The sequence below is a fragment of the Streptomyces anulatus genome (assembly GCF_000721175.1).
GTDB lineage: Bacteria > Actinomycetota > Actinomycetes > Streptomycetales > Streptomycetaceae > Streptomyces > Streptomyces anulatus_C.
This window is the reverse complement of sequence record NZ_JOEZ01000024.1, coordinates 162,261-178,406: the sequence shown is the minus strand read 5'-3', so window position 1 is coordinate 178,406 and position 16,146 is coordinate 162,261. Positions and strand designations below refer to the sequence as shown.

Genomic DNA, 16,146 nt, shown 5'->3' with positions numbered 1-16,146 from the left:
AGATGTCGCAATCCACACCGAACCCGGAAGGCCCTCACTCGTTCAAGATCCCTAAGCCGTGGGATCCGTCACCAACCTCCATGGACAGAACACCTAGAGCTTCTTGCCCGCCGGAGGGTCGCCCGCGTTCCACACGAGGTCGAAGACGAAGGTGCGGATGCGCCAGCCGTCGGCGGTGCGGACCGCCTGCGCCTCGTAGTGGCCGCCGATGGTGAAGTGGCTGTTCGGCTCCGCACGGTTGCGGACGTGCACGGCCATCAGGTGTGCGGTGACACGGGCGCTGTCGCCGTCGAGGCGGATGTCGTAGTTGGAGCTGAGATGGTGCGTGCGCTCGAAGGTCGTCCGAGCCATCGCCTGGAAGGCGATCAGCCCTTCCATTCCCTTGAACTCTCCCATGGGGAAGGTGAGATGGGCGTCCGTGGTGAAGACCGACTCCAACCAGTGGTCGCTGTGCCGGTCCTGGTCGAGGTGGCGGACATAGCGGTCGCACAGCTCCGTCAGCTCGGTGCGGTCGGTCAGCGCCTGGAGGCGGCGGGAGAGGTCCGCGAGGTCGGGTGCGGTGGTGGTCATGTACGTGTCCCTTCGGGTGTGAACGGTGTCGGTCGGGTCGGTCGGTGGGTTCAGGCGGCTTCCGGGTGGACGACGGTGCGGTGCGGTGTGGTCGAGCGGAGCGCCGTGGCGGCGAGATGCCCGGCATGCGGCAACGGAACGTTGCGGACGCTCCAGCCCTGTACCCCGGGCACATCGCCCGCGCGTCGAAGCCGTGCGCGGCGTACTTGCCGGTGAACTCCTGCACGGTGTGCGCCCGGACCGGTTCGGCGCCGTTGATGGCGACCCGCCAGCGCGACAGGTCCAGCGGGCCGCGCGCGGTGTCGCTGCGGACGCACAGGTCGTACGCGAAGTTCGGCGCGGCGGCGGTGCGTGGCGCCGAACCGGGAGAGCGCCTCCAGCCGGCGTCCGGGCCGCCTATGAACGCCTCCGGGCCCATCAGGTAGGACGGGCGGCCCGACCACAGCGGCAGCACGAGGCCCAGCTGCAGCCCCATGTCGTGGCAGACAGGACACCACCGTCCCGTCGCTGCGGATCGGCCACAGCACGTCCATCTCGTGGGCATCGGCCCAGAAGTCGGCATGGGTGACCATCACGCCTGCACACGGGCGCAGGTCACCGAACGCGCGCGAGGGGCGACGGAACCTCGGTCCGGGCCGCTCGCAAGGCATGCGGCAGCCGGGCCGACATGCATCAAACTAGTTGCTTACTAGATTTTCTGACGATAGGTCATTAGAAATCGGCATCCTGCTCGGTGACGACCATCCCGGCTGCCAGCGCTCGGGCGGCGTCGGCGAAGTAGTCCTCGTCGGCCCCTGGCGCGAGGCCCAGGAGGACGCCCTGACTGAGGCCCACGAACAGCGCGTTGAGGGCGATGGTCAGTCGATGGGACTGCCGGGACGTCACCGACCCCTGCCCGTGCCGCCGTCCGGTGAACAGGGCGATCAGCTGGTTCTCCTGGGACCGGACGGAGGCTGCGAGCCGGGCGCCCAGCTCCGGGTCGTGCAGGGCCCTGTCGAGAAAGGTGATCTGGAGCGACAGGCGCGACACCGCCTCCGGGGCGTCGCAGCTGCGCCGGTAGTACCGGGCGAAGGCGTCGACCGCCTCCAGCAGGTCGACCTCGGCGGGGACCGCCTGCTCGATCTCCTCGTAGTAGGGCCGCAGATGCTCGGTGATCAGGGCGACCATCAGGTTGCTCTTGCTCCCGAACAGGGAGTAGACGGCGCCGGTGGTCAGATCGGCGCGTTCGGCGATCTCGTCGAGCCTGGCCTTGTACCCGTCCCGGGTCACGATCTGGAGCGCGGAATCCAGCAGGGCGCTGCGATTGCGCTCCTTGGCCTGGGCCCTTGTCACTCTCATAACTTCGATATTGCCGTAATCTGGTTACGGAGACAACGCAACGAGCCCCAAGGAGGACTCTCATGACTCAGGCCGTGACATCGCGAGTGCCCCGCGAGATGGTGGGCGCCGCAGCCGACGGTGCCTTCAAGGTGGTGCTCGGCGTGGTCTTCGTCGCCGGCGCCGCCCCGCTCGGCGAGCTGCTCGGTGCGCCGGTCTGGCTGATGGCCGTGGCGGGCGTCGCCGTGCTGATCGGAGGCGTCATCGAGCTCAGATATCTCCGCAGCCGACCGATGCGCACCTATCTGAAGCTCATGATCGGCTACGACGCGTGCTGGGTGCTGGCTGCCGTGGTCGGGCTCCTGATGGCATGGCAGGGCAGCTCTGCCGGTGGTGAGGTCTGGATGGGGTACCAGGTGATCGCCCCCCTCGTCTTCGCCGCCGTGCTGATCGCGGCAGCGCCCGCGCGGCTGCCCTCGGAGGCTCGGGGCGACTCTTCCGCCTGAGCGCGTCACCGTCCGGACTTCCGTCCGACCGCGTCACCGCCCGGGCCCCGGCCGGACCTGATCCGGTCGGGGCCCGGGCGTGCGCAGGGGGTGAGCCCGGCGATCCGCCGGCGTCGACGGGCTGTTCCGGGTGGGCGCGCCCACCCGCCGACCGCCGTTCCCCGCCGCGGGTCAGGTGCGGGCGATGCCGTCCGGTGCCCCCTCGTCCAGCCAGTGCGCGCGGCCGATGGTGACCAGCCGCAGCCGTCGCCGCGCCACCCGGACGACCTCCGCCTCACCTTCCTGCCCCGCCTCCAGCAGGGTCGACGTGGTGATCACCATGTGGTCCACATAGAGGCCGCCGAGCATCAGCAGGTCCTCCTCGCTCCAGCCGTCGGAGCCCGGCTCCTGGCCGAGCGTGCACGCCACCTCCTCCGCGAACCGCCGCAGTTGGGCCGCGATCGCCGCGCGCACCGGGCCGACCCCGCCGTGCTGCTCGCGGGCGATGAACCGGAAGTGGGCGGGCTGCGCGCCGACATGGCGCGCTATCGCCGCCACGCTGCGGTCCAGCCGCTCCTCGCTGTCGCCCGTCTCCGCGAGCACCGCGGCGATCAGCCCGTGCAGGCTGCCCAGGGTCTCCTCGACCAGGGCGACGCCGAGCGCGGCCGTGTCCTCGAAGTGCCGGTAGAAGGCCGTCGGGGTGACCCCGGCGGCCCGGGTGACCTCCCGCAGCCCCAGACTGCTCAGGCTCTGGTGCTCCAGCAGGACCAGCGCTGCGTCCAGGAGGGCCTGGCGCGTCCTGAGCTTCTGGGTCCGGCGGATTCCGACGGGGGTGTGACTCATGCCATTCAGTAAACAACCGTTCTCCGAGTCGAGGAAGGGGTCAGGGGTTTAGGCTACTCGGTCAGTGAACACTCGTACTCCGAACGGCTTCCGAACGGTACTCGCCGTCGCACAGAGAGGTTCCGCCGTGCTCGTCCTCGTCGCCGCGCTGCTTCTGCTGGGGATCGTCCTCGGGGCGGTCGCCCACATCCCGCTGCCGCTGACCCTGGCCGCCGCGACCGTGATCGGCTGCTGGCTGCTGATCTTCGCCGTCCGCGAACGCACCGCGCGCCGCACCCGCTGACCCCGCCCGACCGCACCCGACACCCGCACCCGCCGAGCCCGCCGTTTCCCGGACCGGTCCGAAGGAGCTCGCACCATGGCCCTCACCGACTTCGCCCGCCGCGTGACCGACACCGCTGCCGACGCCCGAACCTGTCCTGACGCCGCCGCTCCCTGTGCCGCGGCTCCCGATGTCGCCGCGCCGGCCCCCGCCCCCCGGGCCGTGGGCCGGGAGGCGGACGGTCTTGCCGTCGCCTCGTTCGTCCTCGGCCTCGTCGGGCTGCTGGTCTTCAACATCCTGCTCGGGCCCACCGCGATCGTGATGGCGCTGCTCGCCCTGGCCCGCCGCACCCGCCGCCGCGGGCGCGCCTGCCTGGGCCTCGCCCTGGGCGTCGCCGACCTCGTCGTGCTCGCCGTCCTGGTCACCGCGGGCGGCACGGTCGCCTGGAACGCCGGCGGCTGACGCCCCCCGACGCGGCCCCGCGAGCCGCTCTCCCCGTGCCGGACCGGGCTCCGGATCGGGTCCCCGGCCGGCCTCCGAGCCGGTCCGCCGCACCCTCCCGCGGGCGTGCGCGGGGGCCGGGCCGTGACGCGCCCGGCATGCGCGCCACCCGGGGCTCGTAGAATCGGCCCCACCATGGCCTACCTCGACCACGCCGCGACCACCCCGATGCTTCCCGAAGCGATCGAGGCGATGACCGCCCAGCTCTCCGTCACCGGCAACGCGTCGTCGCTGCACGCCGCCGGACGCCGGGCCCGCCGTACCGTCGAGGAGTCCAGAGAGGCCCTCGCCGACGCCCTCGGCGCACGCCCCAGCGAGGTCGTCCTCACCTCCGGCGGCACGGAGGCCGACAACCTCGCCGTGAAGGGCCTCTACTGGTCCCGCCGCGACGCCGACCCCCGCCGCACCCGGGTCCTCGCCGGCCCTGTCGAACACCACGCCGTCCTGGACGCCGTCGACTGGCTCGCCGAGCACGAGGGCGCGACCGTCGACTACCTCCCGGTCGACCGCCACGGCCGGGTCCACCCCGAAGACCTGCGCGAGGCCGTCCTCCGCAACCCCGACGACGTCGCGATGATCACCGTCATGTGGGCCAACAACGAGATCGGCACCATCATGCCGGTACGTGAACTGGCGGCGGTCGCCGCGGAGTTCTCCATCCCCATGCACGCCGACGCGGTCCAGGCCTTCGGCCAGCTGGAGGTCGACTTCGCCCGGTCCGGACTGGCCGCGATGACGGTCAGCGGGCACAAGATCGGCGGCCCGTTCGGGATCGGCGCACTGCTGCTCGGCCGTGACCACACCCCCGTACCCGTGCTGCACGGCGGCGGCCAGGAGCGGCACGTGCGCTCCGGCACCCTGGACGTGCCCGCCGTCGCCTCCTTCGCGGTCGCCGGGCGGCTGGCGGCCGAGCGGCGCGAGCGGTTCGCCCGCCGCGTGGGCTCCCTGCGCGACGACCTGGTGGCCGCCGTGCGCCGGGCCGTTCCGGACGCCGTGCTCGGCGGCGACCCGGACCCGGCCGGACGTCTCCCGGCCAACGCCCACTTCAGCTTCCCGGGCTGCGAGGGCGACTCCCTCCTGCTGTTGCTGGACGCCCAGGGCATCGAATGCTCCACCGGCTCCGCCTGCACCGCCGGGATCGCCCAGCCCAGCCACGTCCTGCTCGCCACCGGCACGGACCCGGACCTGGCCCGGGGCACCCTGCGCTTCTCGCTCGGCCACACCTCGACCGAGAAGGACGTGAAGGCGCTCGCCGAGGCGATCGGCCCGGCGGTCGAGCGGGCGAGGACGGCCGGGCTCAGCTGAGGTCCACCGCCCGCGACCGTCTGCCGTCTGCCGTCTGCCGTCTGCCGACTGACGTCAGCCGGCGGCCTTCGCGGAAGGCGTGGGCGTGCGTGACGGGGCCGGCGCCGTCGCGGCCCGCCGCACCAGCTCCAGATAGCGGTCCCAGTCCCAGTGCGGCCCCGGATCGGTGTGGTCGGTGCCCGGCACCTCCACATGCCCGATGATGTGCTTCCGGTCGACGGGTATGCCGTGCCGGGCGCAGATCGACGCCGTGAGCCGCGCCGAGGACGCGTACATCGCCTTCGTGAGGTCCCCCGGCCGATCCACGAACCCCTCGTGCTCGATGCCGACGGCCCGCTCGTTGTAGGCGCGGTCGCCCGCCTGGTACGCCACGTCCAGCTCGCGGATCATCTGCACCACCCGTCCGTCCTGCCTCACGATGTAGTGCGTCGCGGCCTGGTGGGCGGGATCCTGGAACACCTTCACCGCGCTGTCGAAGCTGCCCTGGGTGACGTGGATGATCACCCGGTCGATCGTGAAGTCGTCCGGGCGGTCCGCCCGCCGCCAGTTCGCCTCCGACGCGGCCACCCAGGTCGCCCCCGCGTAGTCCAGCTCGCCCGGCTTCCGGGGCTTCTCGATGCCGGGCACCTGCCACCACAGGCGCTTCACCCGGTCGCGCGCGAGCACGGCGGCCGTGCCGGCGGCAGCCACCGCACCGCCGCCGATCAGCAGTGCGCGTCGGCTCACGCCGTCCGTCGGCTTCTTCCGCGAGGACGAGCCCGCGGACTTTCCCGAAGGCTTTCGCGCACCCCGGGTGCTCCCGTTGTTCCCCATGTGATCGTCAACGCATATCCGCGAGCGTTCGGTTCCCGGCGACCCGTACCCTGGAGGAGCTATGACTCAGACTTCCCAGCGCCCCCTGCGTGTCCTCGCCGCGATGTCGGGCGGCGTGGACTCCGCCGTCGCCGCGGCCCGTGCCGCCGAGGCGGGCCACGACGTGACCGGTGTCCACCTCGCCCTGTCCGCGAACCCCCAGTCCTTCCGGACCGGGGCACGTGGCTGTTGCACCATCGAGGACTCCCGGGACGCCCGCCGCGCGGCCGACGTCATCGGTATCCCGTTCTACGTCTGGGACCTGGCGGAACGCTTCCGCGAGGACGTCGTCGAGGACTTCGTCGCGGAGTACGAGGCCGGGCGCACGCCCAACCCCTGCCTGCGCTGCAACGAGAAGATCAAGTTCGCCGCGCTGCTCGACAAGGCCCTCGCCCTCGGCTTCGACGCCGTGTGCACCGGCCACTACGCCACGGTGGTGCTCGCCGAGGACGGCAGCCGCGAGCTGCACCGCGCCTCCGACATGGCCAAGGACCAGAGCTACGTACTCGGCGTCCTGGACGAGAAGCAGCTCGCCCACGCCATGTTCCCGCTCGGCGACACCCTCACCACCAAGGACGAGATCCGCGCCGAGGCCGAGCGCCGGGGCCTCGCCGTCGCCAAGAAGCCCGACAGCCACGACATCTGCTTCATCGCCGACGGCGACACCCAGGGCTTCCTGGCGAACCGCCTCGGCGGCCCGGCCGAGGGCGACATCCTCGACGAGTCCGGTACGAAGCTGGGCACCCACGAGGGTGCGTTCGGCTTCACCATCGGCCAGCGCAAGGGCCTGAAGATCGGCCACCCGGCCCCCGACGGCAAGCCGCGCTACGTCCTCGACATCTCCCCGGTGGACAACACCGTCACCGTCGGCCCCGTCGAGGCCCTCGACGTGACCTCGCTGACCGCCATCAAGCCCCGCTGGTGCGGAACGCCTCCGGCCGGCCCGGGCACGTACACCGCCCAGCTGCGCGCCCACGGCGGCGAGAGCGAGGTCACGGCCGAACTGGTGGACGGCACGGAGCTGAACGTCACCTTCGCCGAGCCGGTCCGGGGCGTGGCCCCCGGCCAGGCGGTCGTCCTGTACGACGGCACGCGCGTGGTCGGCTCGGCCACCATCGCGACGACGGCCCGCCGCGAGAGGGTGGCGACCGGCGGCTGAGAGCCTGTCGGGTGGTCTTCGACCGGAATGCGGACGCGGTCCGGTGCGTGCGGTTCCAGGGTGCCGAGATGTCCTCGTAGCGGAGCTACCGGGGCACCTCGGCAACACCGGAAGCGTGCGTGCCAGGGGGTGGCCGCCCGATCAGAGGCCACCCGACAGGCTCTGAGGCTCAGGACGCCTGCCGGTACGCGTACACCTCCTTGGCGAAGAAGTCCGCGAGCACCGGGGCGATCACCTGGGGTGCCACCTCGCGCATCTGGCCCGTCAGCGTGCGGTGCCGGCCGCGCGGCAGGGCCTCGGCCAGGGTCCGGGTCGCCGCGCGCGCCGGGGCGCTGCTGAAACCGCCGCAGATCACCAGCGTGCGGGCGGCGACGGCCGCGAACCGTTCGGCCGGGACCGCCCCGTCGCCCAGCAGGGCGTCGTCGTACGCCAGGGTGTGCGCCATCGCCTCCAGCTCCGCCCACACCGGGGCGCGCCGCATCCGGGCGGCCGTCTCCTCGGCGACGCCCGTCATGGACAGGAACAGCTCCACCGCCCCGCCCCGGTCCCCGGCCGCCAGCAGCCGGTGCAGCCGGGCCGTGCAGCGGGCCTTGGACAGCAGGCCGGAGGCGCCCGGTGTGTAGGGCGGCTCGTACACGGCGAGCAGCTCCACCGGGAGCCCGGCGGCCGCCGCCTCCAGGGCCAGCGCCCCGCCGGACGACATCCCGAAGACCGACGCGCCCGGCCCGGCCGCAGCGACGACGGCGGCCAGGTCCTCGACCTCCCGCGCCACGGTGCAGCGCCCGGCGTCACCGCTGGCGCCCCGCCCCCGGCGGTCGTAGGTGAGCACCGTGAAACGCGGCGCGAGCAGGGCGGCCAGCGGGGCGCCGGCCGCCGAGGCGCTCAGCGCCCCGCCGACCAGCACCAGTGGCGGCCCCTCGCCCTGGCGGCGGTAGGCGATCGGAGTGCCGTCGGCGGAGAGAGTCCTGTCCATGGGAGAGGAGACCGGGGCGGTCCGGAAAACTCATCGCTGCGGCAGGGAGAACCTCGCGGAGTCCCTGCCCGGCCCCGTGACGCGGAGCCCGCATCGCAGGTCAGCCGGCCACCGTCTCCGTCGCGTAGAAGCAGAAGTGGTCCCTGATCGCGGCGACTTCGGGCTTCGGGTCCGGGTAGGCCCAGACGAGATCGGCGGCCCCGGGCAGTGACCAGTAGGAGGCGTCCCCCTTGAACGGGCAGTGGGTGCTGGTGTCCGACGGGGTGAGCAGCTGGGTGCGGACGTCCTCGGGCGGCAGGTAGTAGCGGACCGGACAGCCGGTCTCGCGGAGTACGAGCGGGCGGCGGCTCTCGGCCAGCACCTGGCCCTCGTGCACGGCCCGGACGTGCTCGGTGCCCGGCTCGACGGTGATGCGGTGTCCTCGTGTGGCGGTCATGCCTGTTCCAGCGGTGTACGGGCCCGTAATCTTCCCCACCCGCCGAATCTTCCGCACCACGGGGAGTGTCCGAGGCGGATCGTTCGGTTTTCCGTGGACATCTGTGCCTTCCTCTCCGCCGCCGACCTCGACGACCGCTACACCGTGCCGCCCGGGAGTTCGCCGAGCTGCTCGGCGGAGGCGGGCACACCCTCGTCCGGGGCGGATCGGAGGGGACTGACGAAGGTCGTCGCGGACGGCGTCCGGTCGGCGGGCGGCCGGCTGGTCGGCGCATCGGTCGGCTTCCTCGCCGCGAAGGCCCGTACGAGCGCCGACGAGACGGTGATCGCCGCGACCTCGCCGAGCGCAAGGCGCTCCTCCTGGCGAAGGCGGACGCGGTCGTGATCACGGTCGGCGGGACCGGGACGCTCGACGGGGCGACCGAGATCCTGGAGCTGAAGAAGCCCGGCGACCACACCAAGCCGGTCGTCCTGCTGGACACCGCGGGGTTCTACGACGGGCTGCGCCGGCAGTTCCAGCGCATGGAGGACGAGGGCTTCCTCCCGTTCCCCTGACCGGACCGGTCCTCTTCGCGAAGGACGGTGCCGGCGCACTCGGCCACCTGGAAGAGGCCGCCGGTCACCGGTGAGGAGGCCGTCCTAGGATCGCCCCATGCCTACCCACCTCATCACCGGCGCCGGATCCGGCATCGGGGCCGCTGTCGCCCGCCGTCTCCAGGAGCGCGGCGACGACCTCGTCCTGCTCGCCCGTGACGCCGGCCGCGCCAAGGAGTTCGCCGACCGCTACCCCGGCGCGCGCACGCTCGTCGGCGACCTCGGCAACCCCGACCGGCTGTCCTGGGCGTTCGGCCAGCAGGCCATGCCCGAGCGGATCGACACCCTGCTGCACATCGCCGGCGTCGTCGAACTCGGTGAAGTCGGGGAGCTCACCCCCAAGGCCTGGCACTTCCAGCTCAACGCCAACCTGATCGCCCCCGCCGAGATCACCCGCCTCCTTCTCCCGCAGCTCCGCGTCTGCCGGGGCCAGGTCCTGTTCGTGAACTCCGGTGCCGGGCTCAACGCCAGTGCCGGTTGGAGCGCGTACGCCGCGAGCAAGCACGGCCTCAAGGCGCTCGCCGACTCGCTGCGCCACGAGGAGCACGGCAACGGAGTGCGCGTCACCACCGTCTACCCCGGCCGCACCGCCAGCCCCATGCAGGCCAAGGTGCACCAGCAGGAGGGCAAGGAGTACGATGCCGCCCGCTGGATCGACCCCGAGTCCGTGGCGACCACGATCCTGATGGCGCTCGACCTGCCGCGCGACGCCGAGGTCAACGACCTCACCGTCCGCCCCGGCCGCTGACCCCGACGCCCCGTGCGCCCGGTGCCCGCCCGGGACCGTAGGCTTCCCGCGTGAGCGAGAAGAGCAAGTTCAGCGGGTGTCCGGCGACCGGCATCGGGTCGATGCCCGGGGGAGACGCGAGGGAGGCGGCGAAGACCGTCACCGGCTCCTTCGCCGACGGCCAGGGCATGCCGCACCTGGCGGAACTGCCCGCGCGCGGGCCGGGCGCCGACATGATCGGCCGGACCATCGGCATGCTCGTCGAGATGTACGGACATGTCGAGCCGAGCGGCTGGCGGATCAGCGACCGGCCCGGCCGCGACACCCGGCGTGCCCGCTCCTGGCTGGGGGAGGACCTGGACGCCCTGGAGGAGTTCACCCAGGGGTACGAGGGTCTGCTCAAGGTCCAGGCCGTCGGGCCCTGGACGCTCGCCGCCGGCCTGGAACTGCGCGGCGGCGAAGCCATGCTGGCCGACCCCGGCGCCTGCCGCGACCTGGCCGGATCCCTGGCCGAGGGAGTCCGCGCCCATCTCGCGGAGGTCCGCCGCCGGATGCCCGGGGCGCGGGTCGTCCTCCAGCTGGACGAACCCTCCCTGACCGCCGTCCTGCTGGGCCGGGTCCGCTCCGCCAGCGGCTACCGCACCTACCGCGCCGTCGACCGCCAGGTCGTCGAGGCGACCCTGCGCGACGTCCTCGCAGCGGCGGGCGAGGACGGCACGACGCTCGTCCACTCCTGCGCCCCCGAAGTGCCGTTCGCGCTGCTGCGCCGGGCCGGGGCCGACGGAATCTCGTTCGACTTCTCGCTGCTCACCGAGCGTGAGGAGGAGACGATCGGGGAAGCCGTCGAGGGCGGCACCCACCTCTTCCTCGGCGTGGTGCCCTCCGCCGACGCCGCCTCGGAGGGATTGTCAGACCCGGGCGGTAGCGTCATGGGAGTCAGGACGCTGTGGAGCAGGCTGGGGCTGAATCCGGGGACTCTCGCCGAGTCCGTCGCGATCACTCCGTCGTGCGGTCTCGCGGGTGCGTCACCCGCGTACGCCCGCATCGCGCTCGCCCACAGCGCCAGGGCGGCGCGGTCGCTCGCGGACAACCCTGAGTGACGGGAATGACGGGCCAACGGGAGGACGGAACGATGGCGGGCGAACAGCGGGTCGAGCAGGAGAGTTCGGTTCCGGCGGACGTGCGGGAGAAGCACGCGCTGCTGGCCGAGCAGATCGAGGAGCACCGCTTCCGCTACTACGTGAAGGATCAGCCGGTCGTCAGCGACGCCGAGTTCGACCGGCAGCTGCGCTCCCTTGAGGCGCTGGAGCAGGAGCACCCGGCACTGCGCACCCCGGACTCCCCGACCCAGAAGGTCGCCGGGCCCTACCGCACGGAGTTCACCTCCGTCGAGCACCGCGAGCGCATGCTCTCCCTGGACAACGCCTTCGACGACGAGGAGTTGGCCGCCTGGGCGGACCGGGTCGCCAAGGACGTCGGCACCCCCGACCACCACTTCCTGTGCGAGCTCAAGGTCGACGGCCTCGCCGTCAGCCTCACCTACGAGCACGGCCGCCTGACCCGGGCGGCGACCCGCGGGGACGGCCGCACCGGCGAGGACATCACCCCCAACGTCCGTACGATCGCCGAGATCCCGCACCGCCTCAAGGGCGAGGACGTCCCCGCGCTCGTCGAGATCCGCGGCGAGGTCTTCTTCCCCATGGAGGACTTCGAGGAGCTCAACGCCCGGCTGGTCGCCGCCGACGACAAGCCCTTCGCCAACCCCCGCAACGCCGCGGCCGGATCACTGCGCCAGAAGGACCCCAAGGTCACCGCCACCCGCCCCCTGCACATGGTGGTGCACGGCATCGGCGCCCACGAGGGCCTCAGTATCGACCGCCTCTCCGGGGCCTACGACCTCCTCCAGGCCTGGGGCCTGCCCACCGCCCGGCACAACAAGGTCGTCGACTCCCTTTCCGGCGTGCGGGAGTTCATCGCGTACTACGGCGAGAACCGGCACTCCGTGGAGCACGAGATCGACGGCGTCGTCGTCAAGCTCGACGAGATCCCGCTCCAGGGGCGCCTGGGCTCCACCTCGCGTGCCCCGCGCTGGGCCATCGCCTGGAAGTACGCCCCCGAAGAGGTCAACACCAAGCTGGTCAACATCCGCGTCGGCGTCGGCCGCACCGGCCGCGTCACCCCGTACGCCCAGGTCGAGCCGGTCGAAGTGGCCGGTTCCGAGGTCGAGTTCGCCACCCTGCACAACCAGAACGTGGTGAAGGCCAAGGGCGTGCTCATCGGCGACACCGTGGTCATCCGCAAGGCGGGCGAGGTCATCCCCGAGATCCTCGGTCCTGTCGTCGATCTGCGCGACGGCACCGAGAAGGCCTTCGAGATGCCGTCCCACTGCCCCGAGTGCGGGACGGAGCTGCGGCCGATGAAGGAGGGCGACATCGACCTCCGCTGCCCCAACGCCCGCACCTGCCCGGCCCAGTTGCGCGAGCGAGTCTTCTACCTCGCCGGACGCAAGAGCCTGGACATCGACCACTTCGGCTATGTGGCCGCCGCCGCCCTGACCCGGCCGCTGGAGCCCGCCGTGCCCGTCCTGCGGGACGAGAGCGACCTGTTCGACCTCACCATCGACCAGCTGCTGCCGATCCGGGCGTACGTCCTGGACCAGGACAGCGGGCTGCCCAAGCGCGACCCGAAGACCGGCGAGGAGAAGATCGCGACGGTCTTCGCCAACCAGCAGGGCGAGCCGAAGAAGAACGCCGTCGCCATGCTGGAGGGCATCGCCGCCGCCAAGGAAGCGCCCCTCGCCCGGGTCCTCACCGGGCTCTCCATCCGGCACGTCGGGCCGGTCGCCGCCCAGGAGCTGGCCCGCCAGTTCCGCTCCATCGACCGGATCGACGAGGCGAGCGAGGAGGAGCTGGCCGCCGCCGACGGCGTCGGGCCGACCATCGCGGCCTCGGTCAAGCAGTGGTTCGCCGAGGACTGGCACCGCGAGATCGTGCGCAAGTGGCGCGAGGCCGGGGTGCGGATGGCGGACGAGGGATCCGGCGAGGACCAGGGTCCCCGCCCCCTCGAAGGACTCACCGTCGTCGTCACCGGCACCCTCGCGGGCCACACCCGCGACGGTGCGAAGGAGGCGCTCCAGACCCTCGGCGCGAAGGTCGCCGGATCGGTGTCGAAGAAGACCGCCTTCGTGGTCGTCGGCGACAACCCCGGCTCCAAGTACGACAAGGCGATGCAGCTGAAGGTGCCCGTGCTGGACGAGGACGGATTCGCGATCCTGCTCGAACAGGGGCCCGACCGTGCCAAGGAGGCGGCTCTGCCCGTCCCGGAAGCCGCGCCGACGGCCGATCGGGAGGACAGCGAGGAGTAGACGCGGAGTGACCGCCCACCTGGCCGCCGTTCGGTAGACGCGGAGTGACCGCCCACCTGGCCGCCGTTCGCCCACAGTTCGCCGGATCGAGACGCCTTCGAGACGCTGCCCCGGCGTGGCGCGGCCCGAGCAGGGAAGGAAACGGGGCAGAGGAGTGAAGAAGGGCCGGCCGGACCCCGAATGGCCCTGCCGCACCACCCGTTCGGGCCAATAGCAGATGGTGACGGGTGGTCGGTTCGCATTCGGGCAAGAGCTGTAGAGCGCTGCCCCTGGAAGCCTTTCGCGGCCTACTGTTGAGGGGTGCGCCTTCCGTGCACGGCTGCTCGACCGGGCCGTGGCGCCACGGGAGCGAGCGCCACCGAGGGCCATCGGCACCGCCGGCTGTGAGAGGGACGGAATGAAACCGACCGAGAGTGCCGCCCCGGTGTCGCGGCTGCAAGGTTTCGGCGGGCTCACGCCCCCCGTGGGCGCCGTCGTCGTGGGGATCGCCGCGTTACTGCTGGCGGTCGGGTCCTACCGGACCGTGACGCAGGGACACGCGCTCTTCCCGGACGGGGCGGTGGGGTGGTCCCTCGCCGTGCTCACCGGGATCATCGTCGGCCATCTGGTAGCGCTCGGCCGCGACCGGTGGTGGGGCGGCACCGGCTCCGGGGCGGCCCTCACCCTCGCCGTGCTGCTGCTGTACGGCTGGCTGCCGGCCGTGCTGGTCAGCCTCGCCGTCGTGGTGCTCGTCGGGACCGCCCGCCGGCACCGCTGGTGGCAGGGGCTGCTGCACGGCGGCGTGGACATGCTGGGCATCGGCGCGGCGGCCCTCGTCCTGGCCGCCTTCGGCGAGGTGCCCACCGTCGAGGAGCCCTGGCAGCCACTCGACTGGGGTATCGCGGCCGTCCCGGAACTGCTCCTGACGGCGTCCACGTATCTGCTCGTCACCCGGGTCCTGCTGTGGTACGCCCAGGCCCCGTACAACGGCGGGCTGCCCACCATCGCCCGCACCGCGATGCTGCGGCAGGGGCTCGTCGCCGTCGCGCTGCTCGGGCTCGCCCCGCTGATCTGCGCCGTCGCGATGTCCATGCCCATCCTGCTGCCGCTCTTCGCGGTGCCGCTGATCGCCCTGGACTCAACGCTCTGGATCGCCCGGGCCCGCGCCGAGGAGCAGCTGCGCGACCCGCTGACCGGGCTGCCCAACCGGCAGTGGCTGCTGGAGCGGACCTGGTCGGCGCTGGAGGACGCGGAGAGCATCGGCACCCGCTCCGCGCTGGTCCTGATCGACCTGGACCGCTTCCGCGCGGTCAACGACACGCTCGGCCACCTGGCCGGCGACCGGCTGCTGCTGCAGATAGCGGAGCGACTGCGGCTCGCCCTGCCGCGCGGCGCGGAGGCCGCACGGCTCGGTGGCGACGAGTTCGCCGTCCTGCTGCCGCACACCGACTCGACCACCAGCGCCCAGCAGGTCGCCCGCCATCTGGTCGCCGAGCTGTCCTCGCCGCTCGACCTCGACGGGCTGACCCTCGTCCTGGAGGCCAGCGCCGGGGTCGCGGTCTACCCCGACCACGCCCTGGACGCCGAGGGCCTGCTGCGCCGGGCGGACGTCGCGATGTACCAGGCCAAGCGGGACCGCACGGGCGTGGAGGTCTACGAGTCCAAGCGCGACAGCAACACCCCCGACCGGCTCGGGCTCCTCGGCGACCTGCGCCGGGCGCTCGACGCGAGCGAGGTCGAGCTGCACTACCAGCCCAAGGTCCGCTTCGACGGGCAGGTCGCCGGCCTGGAGGCGCTGGTGCGCTGGGTGCACCCGGAGCGCGGCCGGGTTCCCCCGGACGAGTTCATCGCCATCGCCGAGTCCTCCGGCCTGATGCCGCACCTCACGGAGTACGTACTGGAGACGGCGCTCGCCCAGGTCGCCCGCTGGAGGGCCCAGGGCCTGTTCGTGCCCGTCGCGGTCAACGTCTCCCCGCGCGACGTCCACACCCCCGGCTTCGCGGGGGGCATCGCCGCCCGGCTCGCCCGACACGGTGTGCCCCCGGGAGCGCTCCAACTGGAGATCACCGAGCATGTGCTGCTGGAGGATCCGCAGCGCGCCGCCGACACCCTGGCCGGGCTCACCGCGCACGGGGTGAAGATGTCCCTCGACGACTTCGGCACCGGCTACTCCTCCCTGGTCCACCTGCGCAGGCTCCCGGTCAGCGAGTTGAAGATCGACCGGTCCTTCGTGGCCCGGCTGGCGGTCGACCACGAGGACGCGGAGATCGTCCGCTGCACCATCGACCTGGCCCACTCGCTGGGCCTGGTCGTCGTCGCCGAGGGCGTCGAGGACGACGAGACGTGGGAGCGGTTGCGGGACCTCAGGTGCGACGCGGTGCAGGGCTGGCTGGTGGCGGCCGCGATGCCGCCCCAGGAGACGACGGCCTGGCTGCGGGCGCGCGGCGAGCACGGCTGGCGGCGGCCCGCGGAGCTGAAGGCCCAGGCCGCGGCCGCGGCGGCGGCGACCGGGTCGGCGACCGGCTCGATGAACGCATCGCTGAACGGCGCGGTGAACGGCGCGGTGAACGGCACGGCGGAGACCGAGAGCCCCTGAAGGCCACTCGTTCGGGCAGGCCCGCGCCGCCGGAAAGGCGTAGGCCGATCGGGGTGGGGCACCCGTCCCCAAGTGACCCCATAGGATTGGGGGCCGGTGGCACATTTCCACCTGCCGCGCGACGCCTGGCACGCACGCTCGCCGCGTTGCCGAAACGCCCACGTGGCTCCGCCACGAGGGCGCT

The 16,146-nt window shown here is 72.5% G+C and carries 15 protein-coding genes and 1 pseudogene; 10 read left to right on the top strand and 6 right to left on the bottom strand.

The window, feature by feature from the left end:
• Nucleotides 1-93: 93 nt before the first annotated feature.
• Together IG90_RS0126795 and IG90_RS0126785 are read right to left on the bottom strand one after the other, a co-directional pair.
• Nucleotides 94-570 carry a nuclear transport factor 2 family protein gene (locus IG90_RS0126795; RefSeq protein ID WP_030589697.1) on the bottom strand — a complete coding sequence of 159 codons (477 nt, stop codon included), beginning with the start codon at nt 568-570 and terminating at the stop codon, nt 94-96.
• 711 nt (nt 571-1,281) lie between these two features.
• Nucleotides 1,282-1,908, bottom strand: a complete 627-nt coding sequence (locus IG90_RS0126785) for a TetR/AcrR family transcriptional regulator (protein ID WP_051860259.1) — start codon at nt 1,906-1,908, stop codon at nt 1,282-1,284.
• Between the two features lie 86 nt (nt 1,909-1,994).
• Between IG90_RS0126785 and IG90_RS0126780 the strand changes: the two genes are divergently transcribed.
• Nucleotides 1,995-2,393, top strand: a complete 399-nt coding sequence (locus IG90_RS0126780) for a hypothetical protein (protein ID WP_030589687.1) — start codon at nt 1,995-1,997, stop codon at nt 2,391-2,393.
• Nucleotides 2,394-2,564: 171 nt separating this feature from the next.
• On the opposite strand, the gene IG90_RS0126775 is transcribed toward IG90_RS0126780, so the two are convergent.
• Nucleotides 2,565-3,215: a TetR family transcriptional regulator gene (locus IG90_RS0126775; RefSeq protein ID WP_030589684.1), complete on the bottom strand. Its 651-nt coding sequence runs from the start codon at nt 3,213-3,215 to the stop codon at nt 2,565-2,567.
• A gap of 127 nt (nt 3,216-3,342) precedes the next feature.
• On the opposite strand from IG90_RS0126775, the gene IG90_RS44935 reads away from it, so the two are divergent.
• The 3 genes from IG90_RS44935 to IG90_RS0126760 all read left to right on the top strand — a co-directional run bounded on the left by IG90_RS44935 (nt 3,343) and on the right by IG90_RS0126760 (nt 5,283).
• Nucleotides 3,343-3,498: a hypothetical protein gene (locus IG90_RS44935; protein WP_030589681.1), complete on the top strand. Its 156-nt coding sequence runs from the start codon at nt 3,343-3,345 to the stop codon at nt 3,496-3,498.
• A gap of 75 nt (nt 3,499-3,573) precedes the next feature.
• Complete coding sequence (locus IG90_RS0126765) at nt 3,574-3,939, top strand: hypothetical protein (protein WP_030589678.1); 366 nt, start codon at nt 3,574-3,576, stop codon at nt 3,937-3,939.
• A gap of 174 nt (nt 3,940-4,113) precedes the next feature.
• Nucleotides 4,114-5,283, top strand: a complete 1,170-nt coding sequence (locus IG90_RS0126760) for a cysteine desulfurase family protein (protein ID WP_030589675.1) — start codon at nt 4,114-4,116, stop codon at nt 5,281-5,283.
• Nucleotides 5,284-5,337: 54 nt separating this feature from the next.
• Here IG90_RS0126760 and IG90_RS0126755 read toward each other — a convergent pair whose 3' ends face one another.
• Entirely contained in the window at nt 5,338-6,096 is a 759-nt protein-coding gene (locus IG90_RS0126755) for an N-acetylmuramoyl-L-alanine amidase (RefSeq protein WP_030589672.1), read from the bottom strand.
• Nucleotides 6,097-6,157: 61 nt separating this feature from the next.
• Here IG90_RS0126755 and mnmA point away from each other — a divergent pair, with 61 nt between their 5' ends.
• Nucleotides 6,158-7,294 (top strand): tRNA 2-thiouridine(34) synthase MnmA, encoded by a 1,137-nt coding sequence (gene mnmA, locus IG90_RS0126750; protein WP_030589669.1) that lies wholly within the window; start codon nt 6,158-6,160, stop codon nt 7,292-7,294.
• Nucleotides 7,295-7,463: 169 nt separating this feature from the next.
• On the opposite strand, the gene IG90_RS0126745 is transcribed toward mnmA, so the two are convergent.
• Both IG90_RS0126745 and IG90_RS0126740 read right to left on the bottom strand, forming a co-directional pair.
• Entirely contained in the window at nt 7,464-8,267 is an 804-nt protein-coding gene (locus IG90_RS0126745; RefSeq protein WP_030589666.1) for an alpha/beta fold hydrolase, read from the bottom strand.
• A gap of 100 nt (nt 8,268-8,367) precedes the next feature.
• Nucleotides 8,368-8,703, bottom strand: a complete 336-nt coding sequence (locus IG90_RS0126740) for a DUF427 domain-containing protein (protein ID WP_030589663.1) — start codon at nt 8,701-8,703, stop codon at nt 8,368-8,370.
• A gap of 93 nt (nt 8,704-8,796) precedes the next feature.
• Here IG90_RS0126740 and IG90_RS39785 point away from each other — a divergent pair.
• From IG90_RS39785 to IG90_RS0126715, 5 genes and pseudogenes are all read left to right on the top strand, one after another.
• Nucleotides 8,797-9,331, top strand: a pseudogene (locus IG90_RS39785) (LOG family protein).
• 23 nt (nt 9,332-9,354) lie between these two features.
• A complete protein-coding gene (locus IG90_RS0126730) occupies nt 9,355-10,044 on the top strand; it encodes an SDR family oxidoreductase (RefSeq protein WP_030589660.1) in 690 nt (229 codons plus the stop codon).
• A 50-nt stretch (nt 10,045-10,094) separates the two neighbouring features.
• Nucleotides 10,095-11,123 carry a methionine synthase gene (locus tag IG90_RS0126725; protein ID WP_030589656.1) on the top strand — a complete coding sequence of 343 codons (1,029 nt, stop codon included), beginning with the start codon at nt 10,095-10,097 and terminating at the stop codon, nt 11,121-11,123.
• A 32-nt stretch (nt 11,124-11,155) separates the two neighbouring features.
• A complete protein-coding gene (ligA, locus tag IG90_RS0126720) occupies nt 11,156-13,387 on the top strand; it encodes an NAD-dependent DNA ligase LigA (RefSeq protein WP_030589654.1) in 2,232 nt (743 codons plus the stop codon).
• 397 nt (nt 13,388-13,784) lie between these two features.
• A complete protein-coding gene (locus tag IG90_RS0126715; RefSeq protein ID WP_030589652.1) occupies nt 13,785-15,962 on the top strand; it encodes a putative bifunctional diguanylate cyclase/phosphodiesterase in 2,178 nt (725 codons plus the stop codon).
• Nucleotides 15,963-16,146: the final 184 nt, after the last annotated feature.

What these genes read in the sequence shown, in the direction of transcription:
- IG90_RS0126795 (WP_030589697.1), bottom strand. Translation starts at nt 570, where the DNA reads ATGACCACCACCGCACCCGACCTCGCGGACCTCTCCCGCCGCCTCCAG.
- IG90_RS0126785 (WP_051860259.1), bottom strand. Translation starts at nt 1,908, where the DNA reads ATGAGAGTGACAAGGGCCCAGGCCAAGGAGCGCAATCGCAGCGCCCTG.
- IG90_RS0126775 (WP_030589684.1), bottom strand. Translation starts at nt 3,215, where the DNA reads ATGAGTCACACCCCCGTCGGAATCCGCCGGACCCAGAAGCTCAGGACG.
- IG90_RS0126765 (WP_030589678.1), top strand. Translation starts at nt 3,574, where the DNA reads ATGGCCCTCACCGACTTCGCCCGCCGCGTGACCGACACCGCTGCCGAC.
- IG90_RS0126760 (WP_030589675.1), top strand. Translation starts at nt 4,114, where the DNA reads ATGGCCTACCTCGACCACGCCGCGACCACCCCGATGCTTCCCGAAGCG.
- IG90_RS0126755 (WP_030589672.1), bottom strand. Translation starts at nt 6,096, where the DNA reads ATGGGGAACAACGGGAGCACCCGGGGTGCGCGAAAGCCTTCGGGAAAG.
- mnmA (WP_030589669.1), top strand. Translation starts at nt 6,158, where the DNA reads ATGACTCAGACTTCCCAGCGCCCCCTGCGTGTCCTCGCCGCGATGTCG.
- IG90_RS0126745 (WP_030589666.1), bottom strand. Translation starts at nt 8,267, where the DNA reads ATGGACAGGACTCTCTCCGCCGACGGCACTCCGATCGCCTACCGCCGC.
- IG90_RS0126740 (WP_030589663.1), bottom strand. Translation starts at nt 8,703, where the DNA reads ATGACCGCCACACGAGGACACCGCATCACCGTCGAGCCGGGCACCGAG.
- IG90_RS0126730 (WP_030589660.1), top strand. Translation starts at nt 9,355, where the DNA reads ATGCCTACCCACCTCATCACCGGCGCCGGATCCGGCATCGGGGCCGCT.
- ligA (WP_030589654.1), top strand. Translation starts at nt 11,156, where the DNA reads ATGGCGGGCGAACAGCGGGTCGAGCAGGAGAGTTCGGTTCCGGCGGAC.
- IG90_RS0126715 (WP_030589652.1), top strand. Translation starts at nt 13,785, where the DNA reads ATGAAACCGACCGAGAGTGCCGCCCCGGTGTCGCGGCTGCAAGGTTTC.